The sequence below is a fragment of the Caballeronia sp. TF1N1 genome (assembly GCF_022878925.1).
Classification (GTDB): domain Bacteria; phylum Pseudomonadota; class Gammaproteobacteria; order Burkholderiales; family Burkholderiaceae; genus Caballeronia.
On record NZ_CP084627.1, the window covers coordinates 57,847 to 75,530 of the forward strand.

The window sequence follows — 17,684 nt, forward strand, 5'->3', positions numbered from 1 at the left end:
CACACGATGAAAGTTTCGGCAGACGTTCGCGCAATGATCGAACGCCGCAAAAAGGGCCACACGCTCGAAGCGCCGTTCTACACGAGCGACGAGATTCACGCGCTCGACCTGGACGCGATCTTCCGGCAGCACTGGATACAGGTTGCGATCGAGCCGGACGTGCCGGAGCCGGGCGACTATACGACCGTCGATATCGGCCCCGATTCGATCCTGATCGTGCGCGACGACGACATGCAGATTCGCGCGTTCCACAACGTCTGCCGTCATCGCGGCGCGCGTCTTTGCAATCAGGAGAAAGGCTCGCTCGGCAACATCGTGTGCCCGTATCACAGCTGGACCTATAACCTCAACGGCGACCTCATGTTCGCCGAACACATGGGCGACCAGTTCGACCGCTGCAAACATAGCCTCAAGAAGGTTCATGTGCAGAACCTCGCGGGCCTGATCTTCATCTGTCTCGCCGATGAACCGCCCGCCGATTTCTCCGTGCTGCGCGAGTCGATGGAGCCGTATCTTTTGCCGCACGGTCTCGCCGATTGCAAGATCGCGGCGAGCATCGACATCGTGGAAAAGGGCAACTGGAAGCTCACGATGGAGAACAACCGCGAGTGCTATCACTGCGTGGCGAACCATCCCGAGTTGACCATTTCGCTCTATGAATACGGCTTCGGTTATCAACGCACCCCTGCGAACGAGGACGGCATGGCCGCGTTCGAACGCACGGTGAGCGAACGCACGAAGCAATGGGAAGCGATGAACCTGCCTTCCGCCGAGATCGAACGTCTGGCGGATCTCGTCACCGGTTTTCGCACGCAACGTCTGCCACTCGACCGCGATGGCGAATCGCAGACGCTCGACGCGAAGGTGGCATCGAAGAAGCTGCTTGGCGGCTTCGAGCGCGCGGACCTGGGCGGCTTGTCGTTCTGGACGCAACCGAATTCGTGGCATCACTTCATGAGCGATCACATCGTCACGTTCAGCGTGATTCCGCTGTCCGCGGGCGAAACGCTCGTGCGCACCAAGTGGCTCGTGCATAAGGACGCGCGCGAAGGTATCGATTACGACGTCGACAATCTCACCGCCGTGTGGCGCGCAACGAACGAACAGGACCGCACGTTGGTCGAGTATTCGCAGCTGGGTGCAACGAGCAGCGCTTACGAGCCGGGCCCGTATTCGCCGTTCACCGAAGGGCTCGTGGAAAAGTTCTGCGAGTGGTATATCGGCCGCCTCGATAACTATGCGAACACGCCCGACAAGGACGTGGTCACGCATGGCGAGAAAGTCGTTTCCTTCATGCGCTAAGCGCGTTCGAGAGGCAAAACATGATGCGCGATCAGGCCACGTTCGAGCCGACTGCAAGCCGTGTCACCCAGCCGCGCTTCTGGGGGACGCTGCCCGCGCGCTGGAATAGCGATACCGACGACACACTCGTCTGCTGTCACGTCCGGCAGGAAACGCACGACGTGAAGAGTTTTTTCTTCAAGGCGCCGAGCGAACGCAGCTTCGTGTTCGAACCCGGGCAGTTCATTACACTGGAACTCGATATCGACGGCGAGCAGATCAATCGCTGCTATACGATTTCCTCTTCGCCCACGCGGCCGCACACCATTTCGATCACGGTCAAGCGTGTACCGGGCGGAAAGGTTTCGAACTGGCTGCATGACAACGTGATTGCGGGATCGCGCGTGCGTGTGCTCGGGCCTTCGGGCGAGTTCACCTGTGCGCGGCATCCGGCACGCAAGTTCCTGTTTCTTTCGGCGGGGTCGGGTATCACGCCGCTCATGTCGATGAGCCGCGCGCATCACGAACTCGGCGAGGACGCGGATATCGTTTTCGTGCACAGCGCGCGCACGCCCGACGACATCATCTTCTCGCGCGAGCTGGATCTCATTGCATCGAATCAGACGAACTTTCGCACGGCCTTCGTTTGCGAGCGCGTGGGCACGCGCACGAACTGGGCCGGTGTGACGGGCTTTCTCAGCTTGCCGCTTCTGAAGCTGATTGCACCGGACTATCTAGAACGCGAGATCTTCACGTGCGGTCCCGCGCCTTATATGAAGGCGGTCCGCGATCTTCTCGATGAAGGCGGTTTCGATCGCAAGCATTATCACGAAGAGAGCTTCTCGTTCGAGACCATTGCGGAGGTCGCATCGCAGTTGACGACCGCGCACGTGGCCGACGCCATCGCCACACAGACCGATTTCGTCGAAGCGCGTGAAGAGGCAGTCGGCTTTGCGCCTCGACCAGCGGCGCCTGTCGATACGACATACAAAGTCAGCTTCGCCAAGATCCGGCGCGACATTGAATGCGGTAGCAACGAGAACGTGCTCGATGCCGCGAAGAAAGCCGGGGTGCGTTTACCCTCATCGTGCACGCAAGGCATGTGCGGCACATGCAAGGTCAAGCTCGTATCGGGCGAAGTAAGCATGAAGCACGCAGGCGGCATTCGTCAGCGCGAAATCGATCAGGGCATGGTGCTGTTGTGCTGCAGCAAGCCCTTGAGCGACCTCGTGGTGGATAAATAAAACTCGGCGTCGCTTCTGGACAACTGAGTGTCGGAAAAGTGCGTTACTGGCCAATTCTGGCTGGTGATTCTGGACGCTACGGCGTGGGGCCGCAAAGGGGAAATCAAATGAAAGCGATGAGAAGACTGTTCGTGCTGAGCGCCATGGCTGCGGCACTGGCCACGAGCATGGGCGCAAACGCCGAAGATAAACCGACCATCAAGATTGGCTACGTCGAAGGCTGGGACGACAGCGTGGCGACGTCGAACGTGGCGGCGCGCATCATCGAAAAGAAGCTGGGCTATCAGGTGCAACTCGTGCCGGTGGCGGCAGGCGTGATGTGGCAGGGCGTGGCGCGCGGCGATCTGGATGCGACGCTGTCCGCGTGGCTGCCGGTGACGCACGGTGCGTATTGGAACAACTTCAAGACGAAGGTCGTCGACCTCGGACCGAACTTCAATGATGCGAAGATTGGTCTGATCGTTCCTGAAAATGTCGATGCCAACAGCCTGACCGACCTCGAAGCGAAGAAGGCCGAATTCGATTCGCGCATCGTCGGTATCGATGCGGGCGCGGGCGTGATGCAAAAGACGAGCGAAGCCATCAAGGCTTATAACCTCGACTACAGGCTGATGCCGAGTTCGGGCAGCGCGATGACCGCTGAACTTGCGCGTTCGGAAGCGGCGAAGAAGCCGATCATCGTGACCGGCTGGAAGCCGCACTGGATGTTCGCGAAGTACAAGCTGAAATTCCTCGAAGATCCGAAGAAGGTCTTCGGCGAAGCGGAACACGTCGATAGCGTGGTGAATCCGGAACTCGAAAAGAAGGCTCCGCCGGTCGTGGCCTTCCTGAAGAAATTCCAGTGGAAGCCGGGTGAAATCGACAGCGTGATGCTCGCGACGCAAAACGGTGAGAAGCCGCAAGCCGCCGCCGATGCATGGATCGGCGCGCATGGCGATCGCGTGGACAGCTGGGTGAAGTAAGGTCTCAGCGCCTGGATCAAGAAGGGGTGCCGCGAATCCGCGGCACCCCTTTTTTGTGCTTACCGTAGAACGACAGTGCGTTCGCCGTTGATGAACACGCGCCGTTCCGTGAACGCCTTGACGGCGCGCGCAAGCGTGATGCATTCGACATCGCGTCCCGTTGCAAGCAGCCGCTCGGGGCTATAGGAGTGATCCACGCGCTCCACTTCCTGTTCGATGATCGGGCCTTCGTCGAGATCGTCGGTGACGAAGTGCGCAGTGGCGCCAATCAGTTTTACGCCGCGCGTATGCGCCTGGTGATAGGGCTTTGCGCCCTTGAAGCCAGGCAAGAACGAATGATGGATGTTGATCGCGCGGCCCTTGAGTTTGCGGCTCGTATCGCCGGAAAGAATCTGCATGTAGCGCGCGAGAATCATCAGTTCCGCACCGGATGTCTCGAAGAGATCGAGCAGACGCGCTTCCTGCTGCGCCTTGGTATCGGCCGCGATCGGCAGATGATGAAAGCGCAGACCGTGTTGTTCCGCAAGCGGCGCCAGGTCCGGATGATTCGACGCAATGCCGACGATATCCATCTTCAGTTCGCCCATGCGCCAGCGGAACAGCAGGTCCGCGAGGCAGTGTTCGAGCTTCGACACCATGATGAGCACCTTGGGCCGCGCGTTGAGATCGTGCATCGACCAGTTCATCGAGAAGCGTTGGGCGATGGGTTCGAACTCGCGCTGCAGCATCGGCAGATCGAGCGTGTCGTCTCGGCTTGCGCCATGAAACACGCAGCGCACGAAGAAGCGTTCGCTCAGGTCGTCGTCGAACACGGTGAGTTCGTCGATATAACCATGATGGCGTTCGAGAAAGCCGACGATGGCGGCGACTTGCCCCGCCGCGCTAGGACACGCAACGGTCAGCACCAGTTGATTGGGACGGGTTTCAGCGGACATGCACGCTCCACATTCGATAAAGGTCGCCACGCCGCTCGTGCGGCGAACGTTATCGCTAGTAGAGCAAATGCGCGGGCACGACGGATAGAAGCGAAGCGCCGTCGCGCTGGTATGCAAGCGTCAGGCGATCACGTCGCATTCATCGAGCAGCCAGTTGCTGAACGCGCGCACGACGGCAGACGGCTCGCGTTGCGTGACGAGCACGTAGCCGCGATCGGTGACGAGCGGAGTATCGTCTAGCGCGATGAGATGACCTTTGGCGATGAGGTCATCGACGAGCGGCGCCCAGCCAAGCGCGACGCCCTGGCCCATCACGGCCGCATGCGTGACGAGCGCGTAACTGTTGAAGGTGAAGCCGCCTTGCGCCGGCGGCGCGCTCAGCCCATGCGCCTCGAACCAGCCGGCCCATGAAAGCCAGCGTTCGGGCAAGGTAGCCTGCAGATGCAAGAGCGGCAAGTCGAGGAGATCGGCGGCACTCGACGGCTTGTTGCGTGCCACGAGCGCCGGGCTGCATACCGGCACGACGCTTTCAGGAAAGAGCCGGATGGCGTGCGGCGAACTCCACTGCGCGCGCGAGCTGCCGAATGCGATCACCACGTCCGCCGGTTCGCCGTCGGCATCCGATACATTTTGCGAGGTGACGATCTTCACGTCGACATCGGGCATCAGCGCCTTGAATTGCGGCAGGCGCGGCATGAGCCAGTAAGTCGCGAAGCCAAAATCGGTCAACAGCGTGAGCGTGCGCTGAGCGTTACGCGCGCGAATCTCGCCGGTAGCCGTGCGGATGATATCGAGGCCTTGACGGACCGCTTCGAAGAGACGCGCGCCGTCTTCAGTCAAGGTGACGCCCCGGTGCCCGCGCTCGAAAAGCGGCACGCCGAGCGCTTCTTCGAGTTGCACCACGCGCTGGCTCACGGCGGGCTGTGTCGAGCCGAGTTCACGCGCGGCGGCAGTGAAGCTCGCGAGACGCGCGGCGGACTCGAACATCGAGAGCGCCTGCATGGGCGGTAGACGGTCCTGGCGCGGCATAAATCCCCCTTATGGGCGCATAACGATTTGCTCTCTTCACAGCGGCCATTTGAACGGCAATAGTCACATGAAGCGAACCCGCATCGCCATGCGCGTGTCCGCTGTCGATTCTATTCGAGGTATGCATTCATGCTTGAGACAAAACAAAATATCCTTATTCTCATGGCCGATCAGCTCACGCCGTTCGCGCTTGCGGCATACGGCAACGGAGTGACGAAGACGCCGTGCATCGACGCGCTCGCGCGTGAAGGCGTGGTGTTCGAATCGGCCTACTGCGCGAGTCCGCTCTGCGCGCCGTCACGCTTTTCGTTGCTCGCGGGTAAGCTGCCTTCGCAAATCGGCGCTTATGACAACGCGGCCGAGTTCCCTTCGGAGACGCTCACGTTCGCGCACTACTTGCGCGCCGAGGGATATCGCACGATTCTTTCCGGCAAGATGCATTTCTGCGGCGCGGACCAGTTGCACGGCTTCGAGGAGCGGCTGACGACCGACATCTATCCCGCCGATTTCGGCTGGACGCCCGACTGGGAGAATTTCGAGGCGCGTCCCTCGTGGTATCACAACATGAGTTCCGTGATCGACGCAGGTCCGTGCGTGCGCACGAATCAACTCGACTTCGACGACGAAGTGACCTTCACCACGCGTCAGAAGCTGTTCGATATCGCGCGCGAGCGCAATGCGGGCAAAGACGTACGACCGTTCATGATGGTCGCGTCGCTGACGCATCCGCATGACCCGTATGCCATTCCGAAAAAATACTGGGACCTGTATGGCGATGACGACATCGACATGCCTTCGTATCGCGATTCGCTCGAAGCCAGCGATCCGCATTCGCAGCGCCTGCGTCATGTCTGCGAGACGGATCGCACGCCGCCAACCGAGAGACAGATTCGCAATGCTCGCCGTGCGTATTACGGCGCGGTGTCGTATGTGGACGATCAATTCGCATCGATACTCGAAGCGCTGGAACAGGCGGGTCTCGCAAATGACACAACCATCGTCGTGACGTCGGATCACGGCGAGATGCTCGGCGAGCGCGGCCTCTGGTACAAGATGACGTTTTTCGAGGGCGGCTGCCGTGTGCCCTTGATCGTGCATGCGCCGAAGCGTTTCGATGCGCATCGCGTGAGCGCTTCGGTATCGCATCTCGATGTGTTGCCCACGCTCGTCGATCTTGCGCGCGGCGATGCGCCTTCAGCGTGGCCGGATAGCCTCGATGGGCAAAGCCTCGTGCCGCATCTCGCGGGCGCGGACGGCCATGACGAAGCCATCGGCGAGTTCCTCGCGGAAGGTGCAATCGCGCCTATCGTGATGATCCGGCGGGAGCGCTACAAGTTCATCCATACGAGTGTCGATCCCGATCAACTCTACGATGTCGCCGCCGATCCCCTCGAACGCAATAACCTCGCGAGCGATGCGCGGCACGCGTCGCAGGTCACCGCGTTCCGCGATGAGATCGCGCGACGCTGGGACCTGGAAGCGCTGCATCGCGATGTGCTCAAGAGTCAGCGCCGCCGCCATTTCCATTTCGCCGCGACCACGCAAGGTGCGATCCAGTCGTGGGACTGGCAGCCGCATGTCGATGCGAGCCAGCGCTACATGCGCAATCACATCGACCTCGATACGCTCGAAGCCATGGCGCGCTTCCCAGCGGTCGAGCGCTAGTCCCGCGCTAGTCACCCGCAACTCCAACGACAGGAACGCCCCATGAAAAAGCCCTTGTTTCATGCGCTCATTGTTGCCGCGCTCGTCGCCGTGGTCTCGCCCACATTCGCCGCCGATCCCTCGACCTGCACGCAGGTGCGCATGGCAGGTCCGGGATGGACAGACATCGACGCCACCAATGCGATGAGCGGCGTCATTCTGAAAGCGCTCGGCTACAGGCAGAACGTGGCGAACCTGTCTGTGCCGATCACGTATCAAGGCCTCAAAAAAGGCCAGATCGACGTGTTTCTTGGCAACTGGATGCCGGCGCAGGCGCCGCTCGTGAAGCCGTTCATCGACGACAAATCGGTGCAGGTGTTGCGCGCCAATCTATCCAACGCGAAGTTCACGCTGGCCGTGCCCGACTATGTCGCCGCAGCCGGCGTGCATTCGTTCGCCGATCTCGCAAAGAACGCCGACAAGTTCGATGACCGCGTCTACGGTATCGAGCCGGGCGCGCCCGCGAATCAGAACATCAAACGCATGATCGACGACAAAGCCTTTGGGCTGGGCGGATGGAAGCTCGTGGAATCGAGCGAGACGGGCATGCTCACGCAAGTGGATCGCGCGGTGCGGGACAAGAAGTGGATCGTGTTTCTGGGCTGGGAGCCGCATCTCATGAACACCAAGTTCAAGCTCGCCTACCTCGATGGCGGGGATCGATACTTCGGCCCGAACTTCGGCGGCGCGACGGTCAACACGGTGGCTCGTAACGGCTACGAGCAGCAATGCCCGAACGTCGGCCGCCTGTTCAAGCAGATGGCGTTCAACGTAGATCTGGAAAACGGCGTGATAACCGACGTGCTGGAGAAGAAGACGCGCGTCGATACAGCCGCCACGGACGCATTGAAACGGCATCCGGAACTGCTGAAGACGTGGCTCGATGGTGTGACGACTGCGAGCGGCGGGAACGGCCTGGAAGCCGTTCAGACCGCGCTCGGGGTGAAGTGATCGAAAACGTTCAGTTGAGTTGCAAGCTGACGCGTTCCTGCTGCGACATCAGCATGGCGCGCATGGGCGACTGGATGGCGAGGAAGTGGACCATCAGGCTGGAAGGCTGCTGAAAATACCACGGCGTATTGATGCCGATGCAGTCCAGTCCGTCCTCGAGCGCCCAGTCGAGACGTTCGCGCAAGAGGTTTGCAATGATCGTCTGATCGCCGCCGTTCGCATACGTGCTCGACTTGTCGGGCGCGGCGCTCACGGCGCGATAGATCTCTTCGACGAACTCGACATTGTGGTCCGTGCGTTTGAAACCGAGCACGCCTGCATTGATGATCCAAGGACCGATGTCGTGCGCGGCGAGAAGATCGCGATTCGCGAAGAGCGGTTCGAGCGGCTTGGATTGATCGACGAAAAGAATGTCGGCATCGACCCACATGACCCATTCGTGATGCGGCAGATATTTGCGCAGGAACCACGGCTTGAGCCAGGTGCCCGTCGTGCCTGGTTCCACCTCGGCGGGCGTATCGCGATAGACGTAGAGCGTGTAGCCGTGACGCTCGCAATAACGCTTGAAGTTCAACTCGGCGATTGCGCCGTACTCGCGCACGTTAGCCGTGTAGTAGGTCACGAGCGCGATGGGCTGGCCGGGGTTGTAGACGCTGAAGGGTTCGGCGGGCACATTCGCATGGGCCGAAAAATCGAGCAGGCGCGCGCCTTTTTGCTGGCAATCGTTGATGTGCTCGGCGAGCGCGTTGCGAAAGCTCGGATGAATGTAGCCGTACATCTTCTCTTCGTCCATCACGATGGTCCACAGATTCGGATACGTAGCCCAGACAGGCGTGAAGCGTGGATTGCAGAACATGGCGCACGTGACACCACCGCGCTCGCCCATCGGTTCGATGACGTCGAGCGGGGCGAGCAAGGTTTCTTCGTCATCGGTTGCGCCGCCGATCTTGCATTCGCCGATGCAACGAACGATGAAGTTGCGAATGTCCTTCGTGTTACGCCAGACCTGCACGGCGGCCTGATGACTGCCCGTGTTGCCGTTGAGCGAAGGAAGCAGATGTTGCCTTCCTTCGGCCATGGGTTCGACGGGATACATGTTCAGCACGAGGCAGTCTTCGCTGAAGCAGACGAGCAAAGCCATTTCAGGCATCTGCCGCAAGTAATGCAGCACGAGTTCGTACTTGAGAAGCGTTCGTTGGGCTTTGCCCTGCATACCCGCCATGGAAACAGCGGTGTGCTCATAGCCCATGCGAGAGCTGTAGTGCTTGTGATTGGCAAGAACGTGAGGGGCGTCGACGTGGAAGATGCTCAGGCAGCGAGTGGTCATGTTCGATCAGTGGTTGATGCAGATGTTGCGATGTAGCGCTTTTTTACAGATTCAGAAGTATGGGTAGGAGCAGAGGAATCCGATATCGGGCATGTCCGAAATAGAAGGGCTGCAAATGAGCGCGAGTCGCAACTGGACATGTTTGCGTCGCACCGGGTCGAGCCGTGGCTTATATGTGGCCTTACTTTTACGACGTTGGCGCACGCACGCCGATGCATCGAAATGCAGCGTTTCAGCGGCAGTCTTCAGCACTTTCAGCAGGACACGACGAACGATCAGCAACCTTCAACGACACGACAACCCACAAGAAGAGGAGCAGCAGATGAGACGAGGACATGCCGCACGAAGCGTTTCGAGACTCGCCCGCGGCCGTCGTGCCAGTCTTGCGGGACTCGCGCTCGCGGCGAGCGCGGCAGGCGCGCCGGCCCTATCGCACGCGCAGAGCAGCGTGACGCTCTACGGCATTCTCGATGCAGGCATCACCTATGTGAACAACACCGGTGGCTCGCATGTCGTGAAGTTCGACGATGGCGTGTCCTACGGCAACCGCATCGGCTTTCGTGGCGTGGAAGATTTGGGCGGCGGACTGCAGGCGATCTTCGCGCTGGAATCGGGCTTCCGCCTCGGGACCGGGCGCTATGCATTCGGCGGCGCGGAGTTTGGACGGCAAGCCTATGTAGGCCTCAAGAACCCGTGGGGGCAAATCTCGTTCGGTAATCAGCTCGATATGACCGAGGAGATGGTCTACCTCTACAACATCTCGGCATGGGGAAGCGGCTATGCCATCCACCAGGGCGACTTCGACCGGATGAACGGCGACCGCTTGCCGAACTCGGTCAAGTTCCTCTCGAACAATATCGCGGGCTTTACCTTCGGCGGCATGTATTCGTTCGGCAATAACGCGGGCGACTTTCATCGCAACAGCGCGTGGAGCGTGGGCGCGCACTATGCGGCCAACACCTTCAACGTGGGCGCGGCCTATACGCAATTGAACAACCCGTTCGGCATTTACGCGTTCGATCCCTACGCGATGATCGGCGCGCGCACGTTCTTGGGCCAGCCGACGGTATCGGTCGATCCGGCCACGGGCGCAGTCACGGACCTCTACAGCACGAATTCGTTTCCCGTCGATAAACAAGGCGCCTTTGCAGTCGGCGGCGCGTGGACGCTCGGCGACCTGATGCTCTCGGGCAACTTCACGTACACGACCATCAAGGGCCTCGGCGTGACCTCGCATATGCAAGTCTACGAAGGCGGCGCGTCGTATTCGTTCAGGCCGGATCTCGCGCTTTACGGCGGTTATCAGCACACGCGCTTCGAAGGCAATCACTGGAACCAGGGTTCGCTCGGACTGCACTATCTGCTTTCGAAGCGTACCGACGTCTATGTATCCGGCGATTATCTGCGTGCGTCGGGTCCGATCGATGCCGTCATCGGTTATAGCTTCACGCCGTCGACTTCGAATACGCAGTCGGATGTGCGCATCGGCATGCGGCACTCGTTCTAGGCGAGACGAAGATCATGCGGCGGCAGGCACGGCGCGCAACGCGCTGCGGTCCTGCCGCGGACTCGCATTGAAGCGCGCGCGATACGTCCGCGAAAAGTGCGACGGCGATTCGAACCCGCACGCGACACACACGGCAAGTATCGACATATCGGTTTGCTGCAGCAGCTCGCGTGCGCGCGTGAGACGCAGCCCGAGATAAAAATGCGTCGGCGTGTCCTTTAGCGCGGTGCAGAACAGGCGTTCGAGCTGACGTCGCGTGACGCTGATGGATTGCGCGAGCTCATCGGGCGAAAGCGGCTCTTCCATATGCTGCTCCATCACGCCGATCACCTGAATCAACTTGCGATTGTGAATGCCATAGCGCGCCGCGATCTTCATGCGCTGATGGTCCGAGCGCTGCCTGATGCGCCCCAGCACGAACTGCTCCGACACTTGCGCCGCGAGTTCCGCGCCATGATCGCGCGCGATCAGATCCAGCATGAGGTCGATGGACGCAGTGCCGCCCGCGCACGTAATGCGCCGCGTATCGATCTCGAACAACTCCTGGCTCGTTTCTATCGCGGGATAGCGCTCGGCGAAGGCCGCCGCCGCTTCCCAGTGCAACGTCGCGCGCTTGTCCGCGAGCAGGCCGGCTTCGGCGAGAATGAAGCTGCCCGTATCGATGCCGCCAAGCGTCGCGCCCGCGCGATCCAGCCGCTTCAACCACTCGCCGATGCCGCGTGTATAGCGCGCGAGCGGCTCGAATCCCGATACGACGAACACGGTATCCGCGTGCGTCACGCTGTCGAACGCGCTTTCCGCATTCAGCGAGATGCCGTTGCTCGCGGCCACCGGCCCGCCATCGGGCGACAGGATATGCCAGCGATACAACTCGCCGCTGAAGCGATTTGCAACCCGCAAGGGCTCGATCGCCGACATGAAGCCAATGGACGAGAACTCGGGCAGCAGCAGGAAGTGGAAGTCTTGGGGAACGGGCATCGAATGGCGTGTGGCACTTTGGACGAACGCTCCACGCTAGCAAGCACAAAAAGCCCGCGCAATCCGGCGTGGCCCGTATTCGCAGGCCTTTCTTCTAGCACGTCGCATGCGGTCAAGTCGCGGTCGCAAGCGGTCGTTCGTTTGCCTTTATGCGGCGTTACTTTTGATGCACGCCGGCACGACGAACCGGCATCCAATGAACCCTCACCGGAACAGCACGCCATGAGACATCGCCTGGTTTCGAAACTGCTCCTGACCGGCGTCTGTGCCGCGACCGCACTGACTCACGGCGCCTTCGCGCTTGCCGCCGATGACGCGAGCTGCCGCAACGTCCGCTTCGTGGATATCGGCTGGACGGACATCACGTCGACGACCGCGCTCGCTTCCGTCGTCTTCGAAGGGCTCGGTTATGCGCCGAAGACCACGGTCGCCTCCGTGCCCATTTCGCTCGCGGGTCTGAAGAGCAAGCAGATCGACGTGTCGCTCGGCTACTGGTGGCCGGTGCAGGAAAAGGCGGTCGAGCCGTTCCTCGAATCGAAGAGCATTCAGAAGCTCGATCCGCCGAATCTCTCTGGCGCGAAGGCCACGCTTGCCGTGCCGAGCTATGCGTATGACGCGGGCATCAAGTCGTTCGCGGATATCGCCAAGCATCGCGATGAGCTCGACGGCAAGATCTACGGCATCGAACCGGGCAGCAGCGCAAACGCCAAGATTCAGAAGATGATCGACACGAATCAGTTCGGGCTCGGCGGATTCAAGCTCGTGCAATCGAGCGAGGCGGGCATGCTGGTGACGGTGGAACGCGCCATTCGCGACAAGAAGCCGGTCGTGTTTTTGGGCTGGGAGCCTCATCCCATGAACATTCAGATGAAGATCAACTATCTAGCCGGCGGCGATGAAGTCTTCGGCCCCAACTATGGCGAAGCGCGCGTCTACACGCTCACGAATACCGACTTCCTCACGCGCTGCCCGAACGCCGGCAAGTTCGTATCGAATCTCAAGTTCAATACCGATCTCGAAAACCGTCTCATGGAACCGGTGATGAACAAGGAACGCCCCGCCGAAGCGGCAAAGGCGTATCTCAAGAAGAATCCGCAGGTGCTCGATTCATGGCTTGCGGGCGTGAAGACCGTCGATGGCAAGGATGGTCTGCCAGCGGTGAAGCAATACCTCGGACTTTGAACTGAATAAGGACAAGCGCCACCATGAACCATGACGTGATCGTGACCTGCGCGGTAACGGGAGCAGGCGACACAACGGCCAGACATCCGGCAATACCCGTCACGCCCAGGCAGATTGCCGAAGCGGCTATCGAGGCCGCGCGTGCGGGCGCGACCGTGGCGCATTGCCATGTGCGCGATCCGCAAACCGGGCGCGGCAGCCGCGACCCGGCGCTGTATCGCGAAGTAGTGGATCGCATTCGTTCATCGGATGTCGATGTCATCATCAACTTGACGGCGGGCATGGGCGGCGATCTGGAAATCGGCGCGGGCGAAGAGCCGATGCGCTTCGGCAAGGGCACCGATCTCGTCGGCGGTCTCACGCGTCTTGCGCATGTCGAGGAACTGCTTCCGGAAATCTGCACGCTCGATTGCGGCACCCTCAATTTCGGCGATGGCGACTACATCTACGTCTCGACGCCCGCGCAACTCCGAGCCGGGGCAAAGCGCATCCAGCAGCTTGGCGTGAAGCCGGAACTCGAGATTTTCGATACCGGTCATCTCTGGTTCGCGAATCAGTTGCTGAAGGAAGGCCTGCTCGATGCGCCGCCGCTCTTTCAGCTTTGCATGGGCATTCCTTGGGGCGCGCCGCCCGACACGGGCACCATGAAGGCCATGGTCGATAACCTGCCGCCTGGCGCGCATTGGGCGGGCTTCGGTATCGGCCGCATGCAGATGCCGATGGTCGCGCAAGCCATGCTACTCGGCGGTCATGTGCGCGTGGGTCTCGAAGACAATCTGTGGCTCGATCGCGGCGTGCATGCGAGCAACGGTTCGCTCGTGCAGCGCGCGGTGGAGATCATCGAACGTCTTGGCGGACGCGCGCTCACGCCGGCGGAAGGGCGTCGCAAGCTCGGTTTGCCGGCGCGCGGCGAACGCTTGTTGGAGCGTCGCGCACTCGGGCAGTTGGCATAGGTTCAGGATCACTACATTCGGATGGACGATATGCAAGTCAGGCAATTCGCCGCGCTCGGCGCGGGTGTGATCGGCAGCGGCTGGGTGGCGCGCGCGCTTGCGCATGGGCTAGATGTCACCGCGTGGGACCCGGCGCCTGGCGCTCAAGCGCAGTTACGCGCGAACGTCGCCAATGCGTGGCCGGCGCTGGAACGCGTGGGACTGGCGAAAGGCGCGTCGCAGGATCGCCTGCGCGTGGTGGAAACTGTCGAGGAGTGCGTCGCCGATGCGGATTTCATTCAGGAGAGCGCGCCCGAACGCGAGGAACTGAAGCTCGCGCTGCACGAACGCGTGAGCCGCGCGGCGAAGGCCGATGCGATTATCGCGTCATCCACTTCGGGCCTTCTGCCCAGCGATTTTTACGCACGCGCCGTACATCCCGAGCGCTGCGTGGTCGGGCATCCGTTCAATCCGGTTTATCTTTTGCCGCTCGTCGAAGTGCTTGGCGGCGAGTTGACTTCCGGCGACGCGATCGATACCGCGATGAGCTTCTACGCATCCATCGGCATGAGGCCGCTTCGCGTAAAGAAGGAAGTGCCGGGCTTTATCGCGGACAGATTGCTCGAAGCGTTGTGGCGCGAGGCGTTGCATCTGGTGAACGAAGGCGTGGCGACGACCGGCGAGATCGACGATGCAATTCGGTACGGCGCGGGCATTCGCTGGTCGTTCATGGGCACGTTCCTGACCTATACGTTGGCGGGCGGCGAGGCGGGCATGCGACACTTCATGCAGCAATTCGGCCCCGCGCTCGAATTGCCGTGGACGAAGCTCGTCGCGCCGACGCTCACCGATGAACTCATCGACCGCGTGGTGGACGGCACGTCGCGGCAGACGAACGGACGCGGCATCAAGGAACTGGAGCGGTATCGCGACGACTGCATCACGAGCGTGATCGAGGCGATTGCGCAGGCGAAGGCACGGCACGGTATCGAAGACTAACGGGGCGAGATTCATGAGCACGATTTATCGCGACAGCGTGAAGGCCGAATGGGTCGATTACAACCGCCATCTGCGTGACGCGTACTACATGCTGATCTATAGCCTCGCGACCGATGCGTTCATGGACGGCATCGGTCTGGACGACGCGGGCAGACGCGCGCGGCAGCGCACGCTCTACACGCTCGAAGCCCATGTGAGCTATCTGCGCGAGATCAAGGAAGGCGCGGCGGTGCGAGTGGACGCGTGGGTTGTCGCGCGCGACAGGAAGCGCGTGCATCTTTATCTGGAGATGTTTGAAGCGGACGAGGCGGAGCCGGTATCGGCATGCGAGCAGATGATGATGCACATCGATTCGAGCGGCGCGCCGAAGTCGGCTTCGTTCGATGAGGACGTGGCGCGAAGTATCGATATGCACGCGGTGATTGCCGCGTGCGATGCGCGTTATGCGGGGCGGGTAATTGGTTTGCCCGCGCGTTCCGCTGGCACCTCGGTTCCCGCCTGAGCACGCCAGCGCCGCAACAACAACGCGTTCGCCACCACGCTCACGCTCGAAAACGCCATCGCCGCGCCGGCGAACATCGGGTCGAGCATGCCGAATGCGGCAAGCGGAATGCCGATCAGGTTGTACACAAACGCCCAGAAAAGATTCTGCTGAATCTTGCGATACGTCCGGCGCGAAATATCGATGGCATCCGCCACGAGCGCCGGGTCGCCACGCATGAGCGTGATGCCCGCCGCTTCGATCGCCACGTCCGTGCCGCTGCCCATCGCGATGCCGACGTCGGCGGCGGTGAGCGCGGGCGCGTCGTTGATGCCGTCGCCCGCCATCGCCACGATGCCGTGGTTCGATGCCTTCAATTCCGCGATCACGCGCGCCTTGTCCGCGGGCAAGGTCTGCGAGAAAACCAGCGCCGACGGAATGCCGAGCGCGCGCGCAACCGCCTGCGCGCTACCCGCGTTATCGCCCGTAACGAGCGCGGCCTTCACGCCCAGTTGCGCGAGTCTTTCGATGGCGGCGCGCGCCGTCGGCTTGATCGTGTCGCCGAACGCGAGCAGGGCGAGGACGGTCGCCTTGCCGTCAGCGCGGTCCATCAGCCATGACACCGTGTTGCCCTGCGCTTCGAGGTTGCGCGCCTCGACGGCAAGCGCTTCGGGCAAGGCCGCATGCAATTCCTCGACCCAGCGCGCACTGCCTATCGCCACGTTGCGCGCGCCGATGAAAGCCTCCGCGCCGCGTCCGGCAATTGCTTTCGCCGACGTCGCCTCGTATCGCGCAATGTCCGGCGTGCTATCGGCGAAACCGACTACCGCTTTCGCCAATGGATGCTCGCTCATTCTTTGCACCGCCGCCGCCAGCGCGAGTGCTTCCGCGCGCTCGAATCCCGGCGCGGCTTCGAACGCGACGAGACTCGGTTGGCCGGCCGTCAGCGTGCCGGTCTTATCGAACGCAACGACGCTAATGGCATGCGCCTGTTCCAACGCCTCCGCGTCCTTGATCAGGATGCCGTGACGCGCTGCGACGCCCGTGCCGGCCATGATGGCGGTCGGCGTGGCGAGGCCGAGCGCGCACGGGCAGGCGATCACGAGCACGGCGACGGCGTTGAGCGAGGCGGTCTCGGCATCCGCGCCATGCAGAAGCCAGCCCGCCAGCGTGATGAGCGCGATTACCAAGATTGCCGGCACGAAAACGGCGGACACGCGATCGACCAGGCGCTGGATCGGCGCTTTTTCCGCTTGCGCCGATTCGACCAGCCGGATGATCCGCGCGAGCGTCGTTTCCGCGCCAATGGCCGTCGTTTCGATCGCGATCGCGCCTTCGCCGTTGATCGATCCGCCCGTCGCGCGCGCGCCCGGCTCTTTCGCAACCGGCAGACTCTCGCCCGTGATCAGCGATTCGTCGACATGCGTGCGTCCCTCGCGCACGATGCCATCCACCGGCACGCGCTCGCCCGGCCGCACGATGGCGATGTCGCCCACGCGCACATCGGCGAGCGCAATCTCGCTTTCATGCGAAGGATCGGCGCGATCGCGCACGCGCGCCGTGGTCGGACGCAGCGCGTTCAGGGCGCGGATGGCGTCGGTGGTCTGGCGTTTGGCGCGCGTCTCCAGCCATTTGCCAAAGCGCACCAGCGTGATGACGACCGCCGATGCCTCGAAGAACAGATGCATCGGCATGCCGCCGTGCGCGAACATCTGATAGACACTCAGCGCCCACGCCGCCGATGTCCCCAGCGCCACGAGCAAATCCATGTTGCCCGCGAACGCCCGCAGCGCGCGATAACCGCCGACGTAGAAACGCGCGCCGAAGCCAAACTGGACGATGCTCGCGAGCGCCAGTTGCAGCCACGGCGAGAGCGCTGCGCCGAACATCGGCGCAAGCAAGGGCAGCGTGACGAGCGCGCTCGCGACCACCGCGACGAGTTCGGCATCGAGCGCTTGCGGCGTTTTCGCATCGACAGGCGGCGCGTCCGGCTCGACCTTCGCCGCTTCATAACCGGCTTTCGTAATGGCCGCGACCAGTTGTTGGTCGGTGACGGCATCGTTCGTATGGACGGTGGCTTTTTCGGTCGCGAGATTCACGGCGACCGATTCCACGCCCGGCACGCGTCCGAGCATTTTCTCGACGCGCGCGACGCACGACGCGCACGTCATG

The 17,684-nt window shown here is 61.7% G+C and carries 15 protein-coding genes; 10 read left to right on the top strand and 5 right to left on the bottom strand.

Translation table 11 applies throughout. From position 1 onward, the window contains the following. Window positions 1-6: 6 nt before the first annotated feature. From LDZ28_RS14345 to LDZ28_RS14355, 3 genes are all read left to right on the top strand, one after another. Window positions 7-1,302, top strand: coding sequence for an SRPBCC family protein (locus LDZ28_RS14345; RefSeq protein ID WP_244829045.1), 1,296 nt, complete (start codon window positions 7-9; stop codon window positions 1,300-1,302). Between the two features lie 20 nt (window positions 1,303-1,322). After that, window positions 1,323-2,525 (top strand): FAD-binding oxidoreductase, encoded by a 1,203-nt coding sequence (locus tag LDZ28_RS14350; protein ID WP_370652179.1) that lies wholly within the window; start codon window positions 1,323-1,325, stop codon window positions 2,523-2,525. Window positions 2,526-2,632: 107 nt separating this feature from the next. Further along, window positions 2,633-3,487 (top strand): glycine betaine ABC transporter substrate-binding protein, encoded by an 855-nt coding sequence (locus LDZ28_RS14355; protein ID WP_244829046.1) that lies wholly within the window; start codon window positions 2,633-2,635, stop codon window positions 3,485-3,487. Between the two features lie 59 nt (window positions 3,488-3,546). On the opposite strand, the gene purU is transcribed toward LDZ28_RS14355, so the two are convergent. Both purU and LDZ28_RS14365 read right to left on the bottom strand, forming a co-directional pair. Then, window positions 3,547-4,422, bottom strand: a complete 876-nt coding sequence (gene purU / locus LDZ28_RS14360; RefSeq protein ID WP_244829047.1) for a formyltetrahydrofolate deformylase — start codon at window positions 4,420-4,422, stop codon at window positions 3,547-3,549. 120 nt (window positions 4,423-4,542) lie between these two features. Then, complete coding sequence (locus LDZ28_RS14365) at window positions 4,543-5,451, bottom strand: LysR substrate-binding domain-containing protein (RefSeq protein WP_244829048.1); 909 nt, start codon at window positions 5,449-5,451, stop codon at window positions 4,543-4,545. Window positions 5,452-5,580: 129 nt separating this feature from the next. Here LDZ28_RS14365 and betC point away from each other — a divergent pair, with 129 nt between their 5' ends. Together betC and LDZ28_RS14375 are read left to right on the top strand one after the other, a co-directional pair. Further along, a complete protein-coding gene (betC, locus tag LDZ28_RS14370; protein ID WP_244829049.1) occupies window positions 5,581-7,116 on the top strand; it encodes a choline-sulfatase in 1,536 nt (511 codons plus the stop codon). Window positions 7,117-7,158: 42 nt separating this feature from the next. Next, on the top strand, window positions 7,159-8,106 hold the full coding sequence (locus LDZ28_RS14375; RefSeq protein WP_244829050.1) for a choline ABC transporter substrate-binding protein: 948 nt from the start codon (window positions 7,159-7,161) through the stop codon (window positions 8,104-8,106). A gap of 10 nt (window positions 8,107-8,116) precedes the next feature. Here the strand turns inward: LDZ28_RS14375 and LDZ28_RS14380 are convergent, their stop codons facing one another. Then, window positions 8,117-9,433: a hypothetical protein gene (locus LDZ28_RS14380; protein ID WP_244829051.1), complete on the bottom strand. Its 1,317-nt coding sequence runs from the start codon at window positions 9,431-9,433 to the stop codon at window positions 8,117-8,119. 322 nt (window positions 9,434-9,755) lie between these two features. Here LDZ28_RS14380 and LDZ28_RS14385 point away from each other — a divergent pair, with 322 nt between their 5' ends. Further along, window positions 9,756-10,940 carry a porin gene (locus tag LDZ28_RS14385; protein ID WP_244829052.1) on the top strand — a complete coding sequence of 395 codons (1,185 nt, stop codon included), beginning with the start codon at window positions 9,756-9,758 and terminating at the stop codon, window positions 10,938-10,940. Window positions 10,941-10,952: 12 nt separating this feature from the next. Here the strand turns inward: LDZ28_RS14385 and LDZ28_RS14390 are convergent, their stop codons facing one another. Continuing rightward, a complete protein-coding gene (locus LDZ28_RS14390) occupies window positions 10,953-11,918 on the bottom strand; it encodes a GlxA family transcriptional regulator (RefSeq protein WP_244829053.1) in 966 nt (321 codons plus the stop codon). A gap of 222 nt (window positions 11,919-12,140) precedes the next feature. On the opposite strand from LDZ28_RS14390, the gene LDZ28_RS14395 reads away from it, so the two are divergent. The 4 genes from LDZ28_RS14395 to LDZ28_RS14410 are packed head-to-tail and all read left to right on the top strand — an operon-like array spanning window position 12,141 to window position 15,533. Beyond that, window positions 12,141-13,100: a choline ABC transporter substrate-binding protein gene (locus LDZ28_RS14395; RefSeq protein ID WP_244829054.1), complete on the top strand. Its 960-nt coding sequence runs from the start codon at window positions 12,141-12,143 to the stop codon at window positions 13,098-13,100. A 23-nt stretch (window positions 13,101-13,123) separates the two neighbouring features. Further along, window positions 13,124-14,053 carry a 3-keto-5-aminohexanoate cleavage protein gene (locus LDZ28_RS14400; RefSeq protein ID WP_244829055.1) on the top strand — a complete coding sequence of 310 codons (930 nt, stop codon included), beginning with the start codon at window positions 13,124-13,126 and terminating at the stop codon, window positions 14,051-14,053. 30 nt (window positions 14,054-14,083) lie between these two features. Continuing rightward, window positions 14,084-15,031, top strand: a complete 948-nt coding sequence (locus tag LDZ28_RS14405) for an L-carnitine dehydrogenase (RefSeq protein WP_244829056.1) — start codon at window positions 14,084-14,086, stop codon at window positions 15,029-15,031. 13 nt (window positions 15,032-15,044) lie between these two features. After that, a complete protein-coding gene (locus LDZ28_RS14410; protein ID WP_244829057.1) occupies window positions 15,045-15,533 on the top strand; it encodes a thioesterase family protein in 489 nt (162 codons plus the stop codon). Here LDZ28_RS14410 and LDZ28_RS14415 read toward each other — a convergent pair. After that, on the bottom strand, window positions 15,473-17,647 hold the full coding sequence (locus LDZ28_RS14415; protein ID WP_370652222.1) for a heavy metal translocating P-type ATPase: 2,175 nt from the start codon (window positions 17,645-17,647) through the stop codon (window positions 15,473-15,475). The two genes, LDZ28_RS14410 and LDZ28_RS14415, sit on opposite strands and share 61 nt — an antisense overlap. Window positions 17,648-17,684: the final 37 nt, after the last annotated feature.

What these genes read in the sequence shown, in the direction of transcription:
- LDZ28_RS14415 (WP_370652222.1), bottom strand. Translation starts at nt 17,647, where the DNA reads ATGCTCGGACGCGTGCCGGGCGTGGAATCGGTCGCCGTGAATCTCGCG.
- LDZ28_RS14385 (WP_244829052.1), top strand. Translation starts at nt 9,756, where the DNA reads ATGAGACGAGGACATGCCGCACGAAGCGTTTCGAGACTCGCCCGCGGC.
- LDZ28_RS14390 (WP_244829053.1), bottom strand. Translation starts at nt 11,918, where the DNA reads ATGCCCGTTCCCCAAGACTTCCACTTCCTGCTGCTGCCCGAGTTCTCG.
- LDZ28_RS14405 (WP_244829056.1), top strand. Translation starts at nt 14,084, where the DNA reads ATGCAAGTCAGGCAATTCGCCGCGCTCGGCGCGGGTGTGATCGGCAGC.
- LDZ28_RS14375 (WP_244829050.1), top strand. Translation starts at nt 7,159, where the DNA reads ATGAAAAAGCCCTTGTTTCATGCGCTCATTGTTGCCGCGCTCGTCGCC.
- LDZ28_RS14380 (WP_244829051.1), bottom strand. Translation starts at nt 9,433, where the DNA reads ATGACCACTCGCTGCCTGAGCATCTTCCACGTCGACGCCCCTCACGTT.
- purU (WP_244829047.1), bottom strand. Translation starts at nt 4,422, where the DNA reads ATGTCCGCTGAAACCCGTCCCAATCAACTGGTGCTGACCGTTGCGTGT.
- LDZ28_RS14395 (WP_244829054.1), top strand. Translation starts at nt 12,141, where the DNA reads ATGAGACATCGCCTGGTTTCGAAACTGCTCCTGACCGGCGTCTGTGCC.
- LDZ28_RS14345 (WP_244829045.1), top strand. Translation starts at nt 7, where the DNA reads ATGAAAGTTTCGGCAGACGTTCGCGCAATGATCGAACGCCGCAAAAAG.
- LDZ28_RS14355 (WP_244829046.1), top strand. Translation starts at nt 2,633, where the DNA reads ATGAAAGCGATGAGAAGACTGTTCGTGCTGAGCGCCATGGCTGCGGCA.
- LDZ28_RS14410 (WP_244829057.1), top strand. Translation starts at nt 15,045, where the DNA reads ATGAGCACGATTTATCGCGACAGCGTGAAGGCCGAATGGGTCGATTAC.
- betC (WP_244829049.1), top strand. Translation starts at nt 5,581, where the DNA reads ATGCTTGAGACAAAACAAAATATCCTTATTCTCATGGCCGATCAGCTC.
- LDZ28_RS14400 (WP_244829055.1), top strand. Translation starts at nt 13,124, where the DNA reads ATGAACCATGACGTGATCGTGACCTGCGCGGTAACGGGAGCAGGCGAC.
- LDZ28_RS14350 (WP_370652179.1), top strand. Translation starts at nt 1,323, where the DNA reads ATGATGCGCGATCAGGCCACGTTCGAGCCGACTGCAAGCCGTGTCACC.
- LDZ28_RS14365 (WP_244829048.1), bottom strand. Translation starts at nt 5,451, where the DNA reads ATGCCGCGCCAGGACCGTCTACCGCCCATGCAGGCGCTCTCGATGTTC.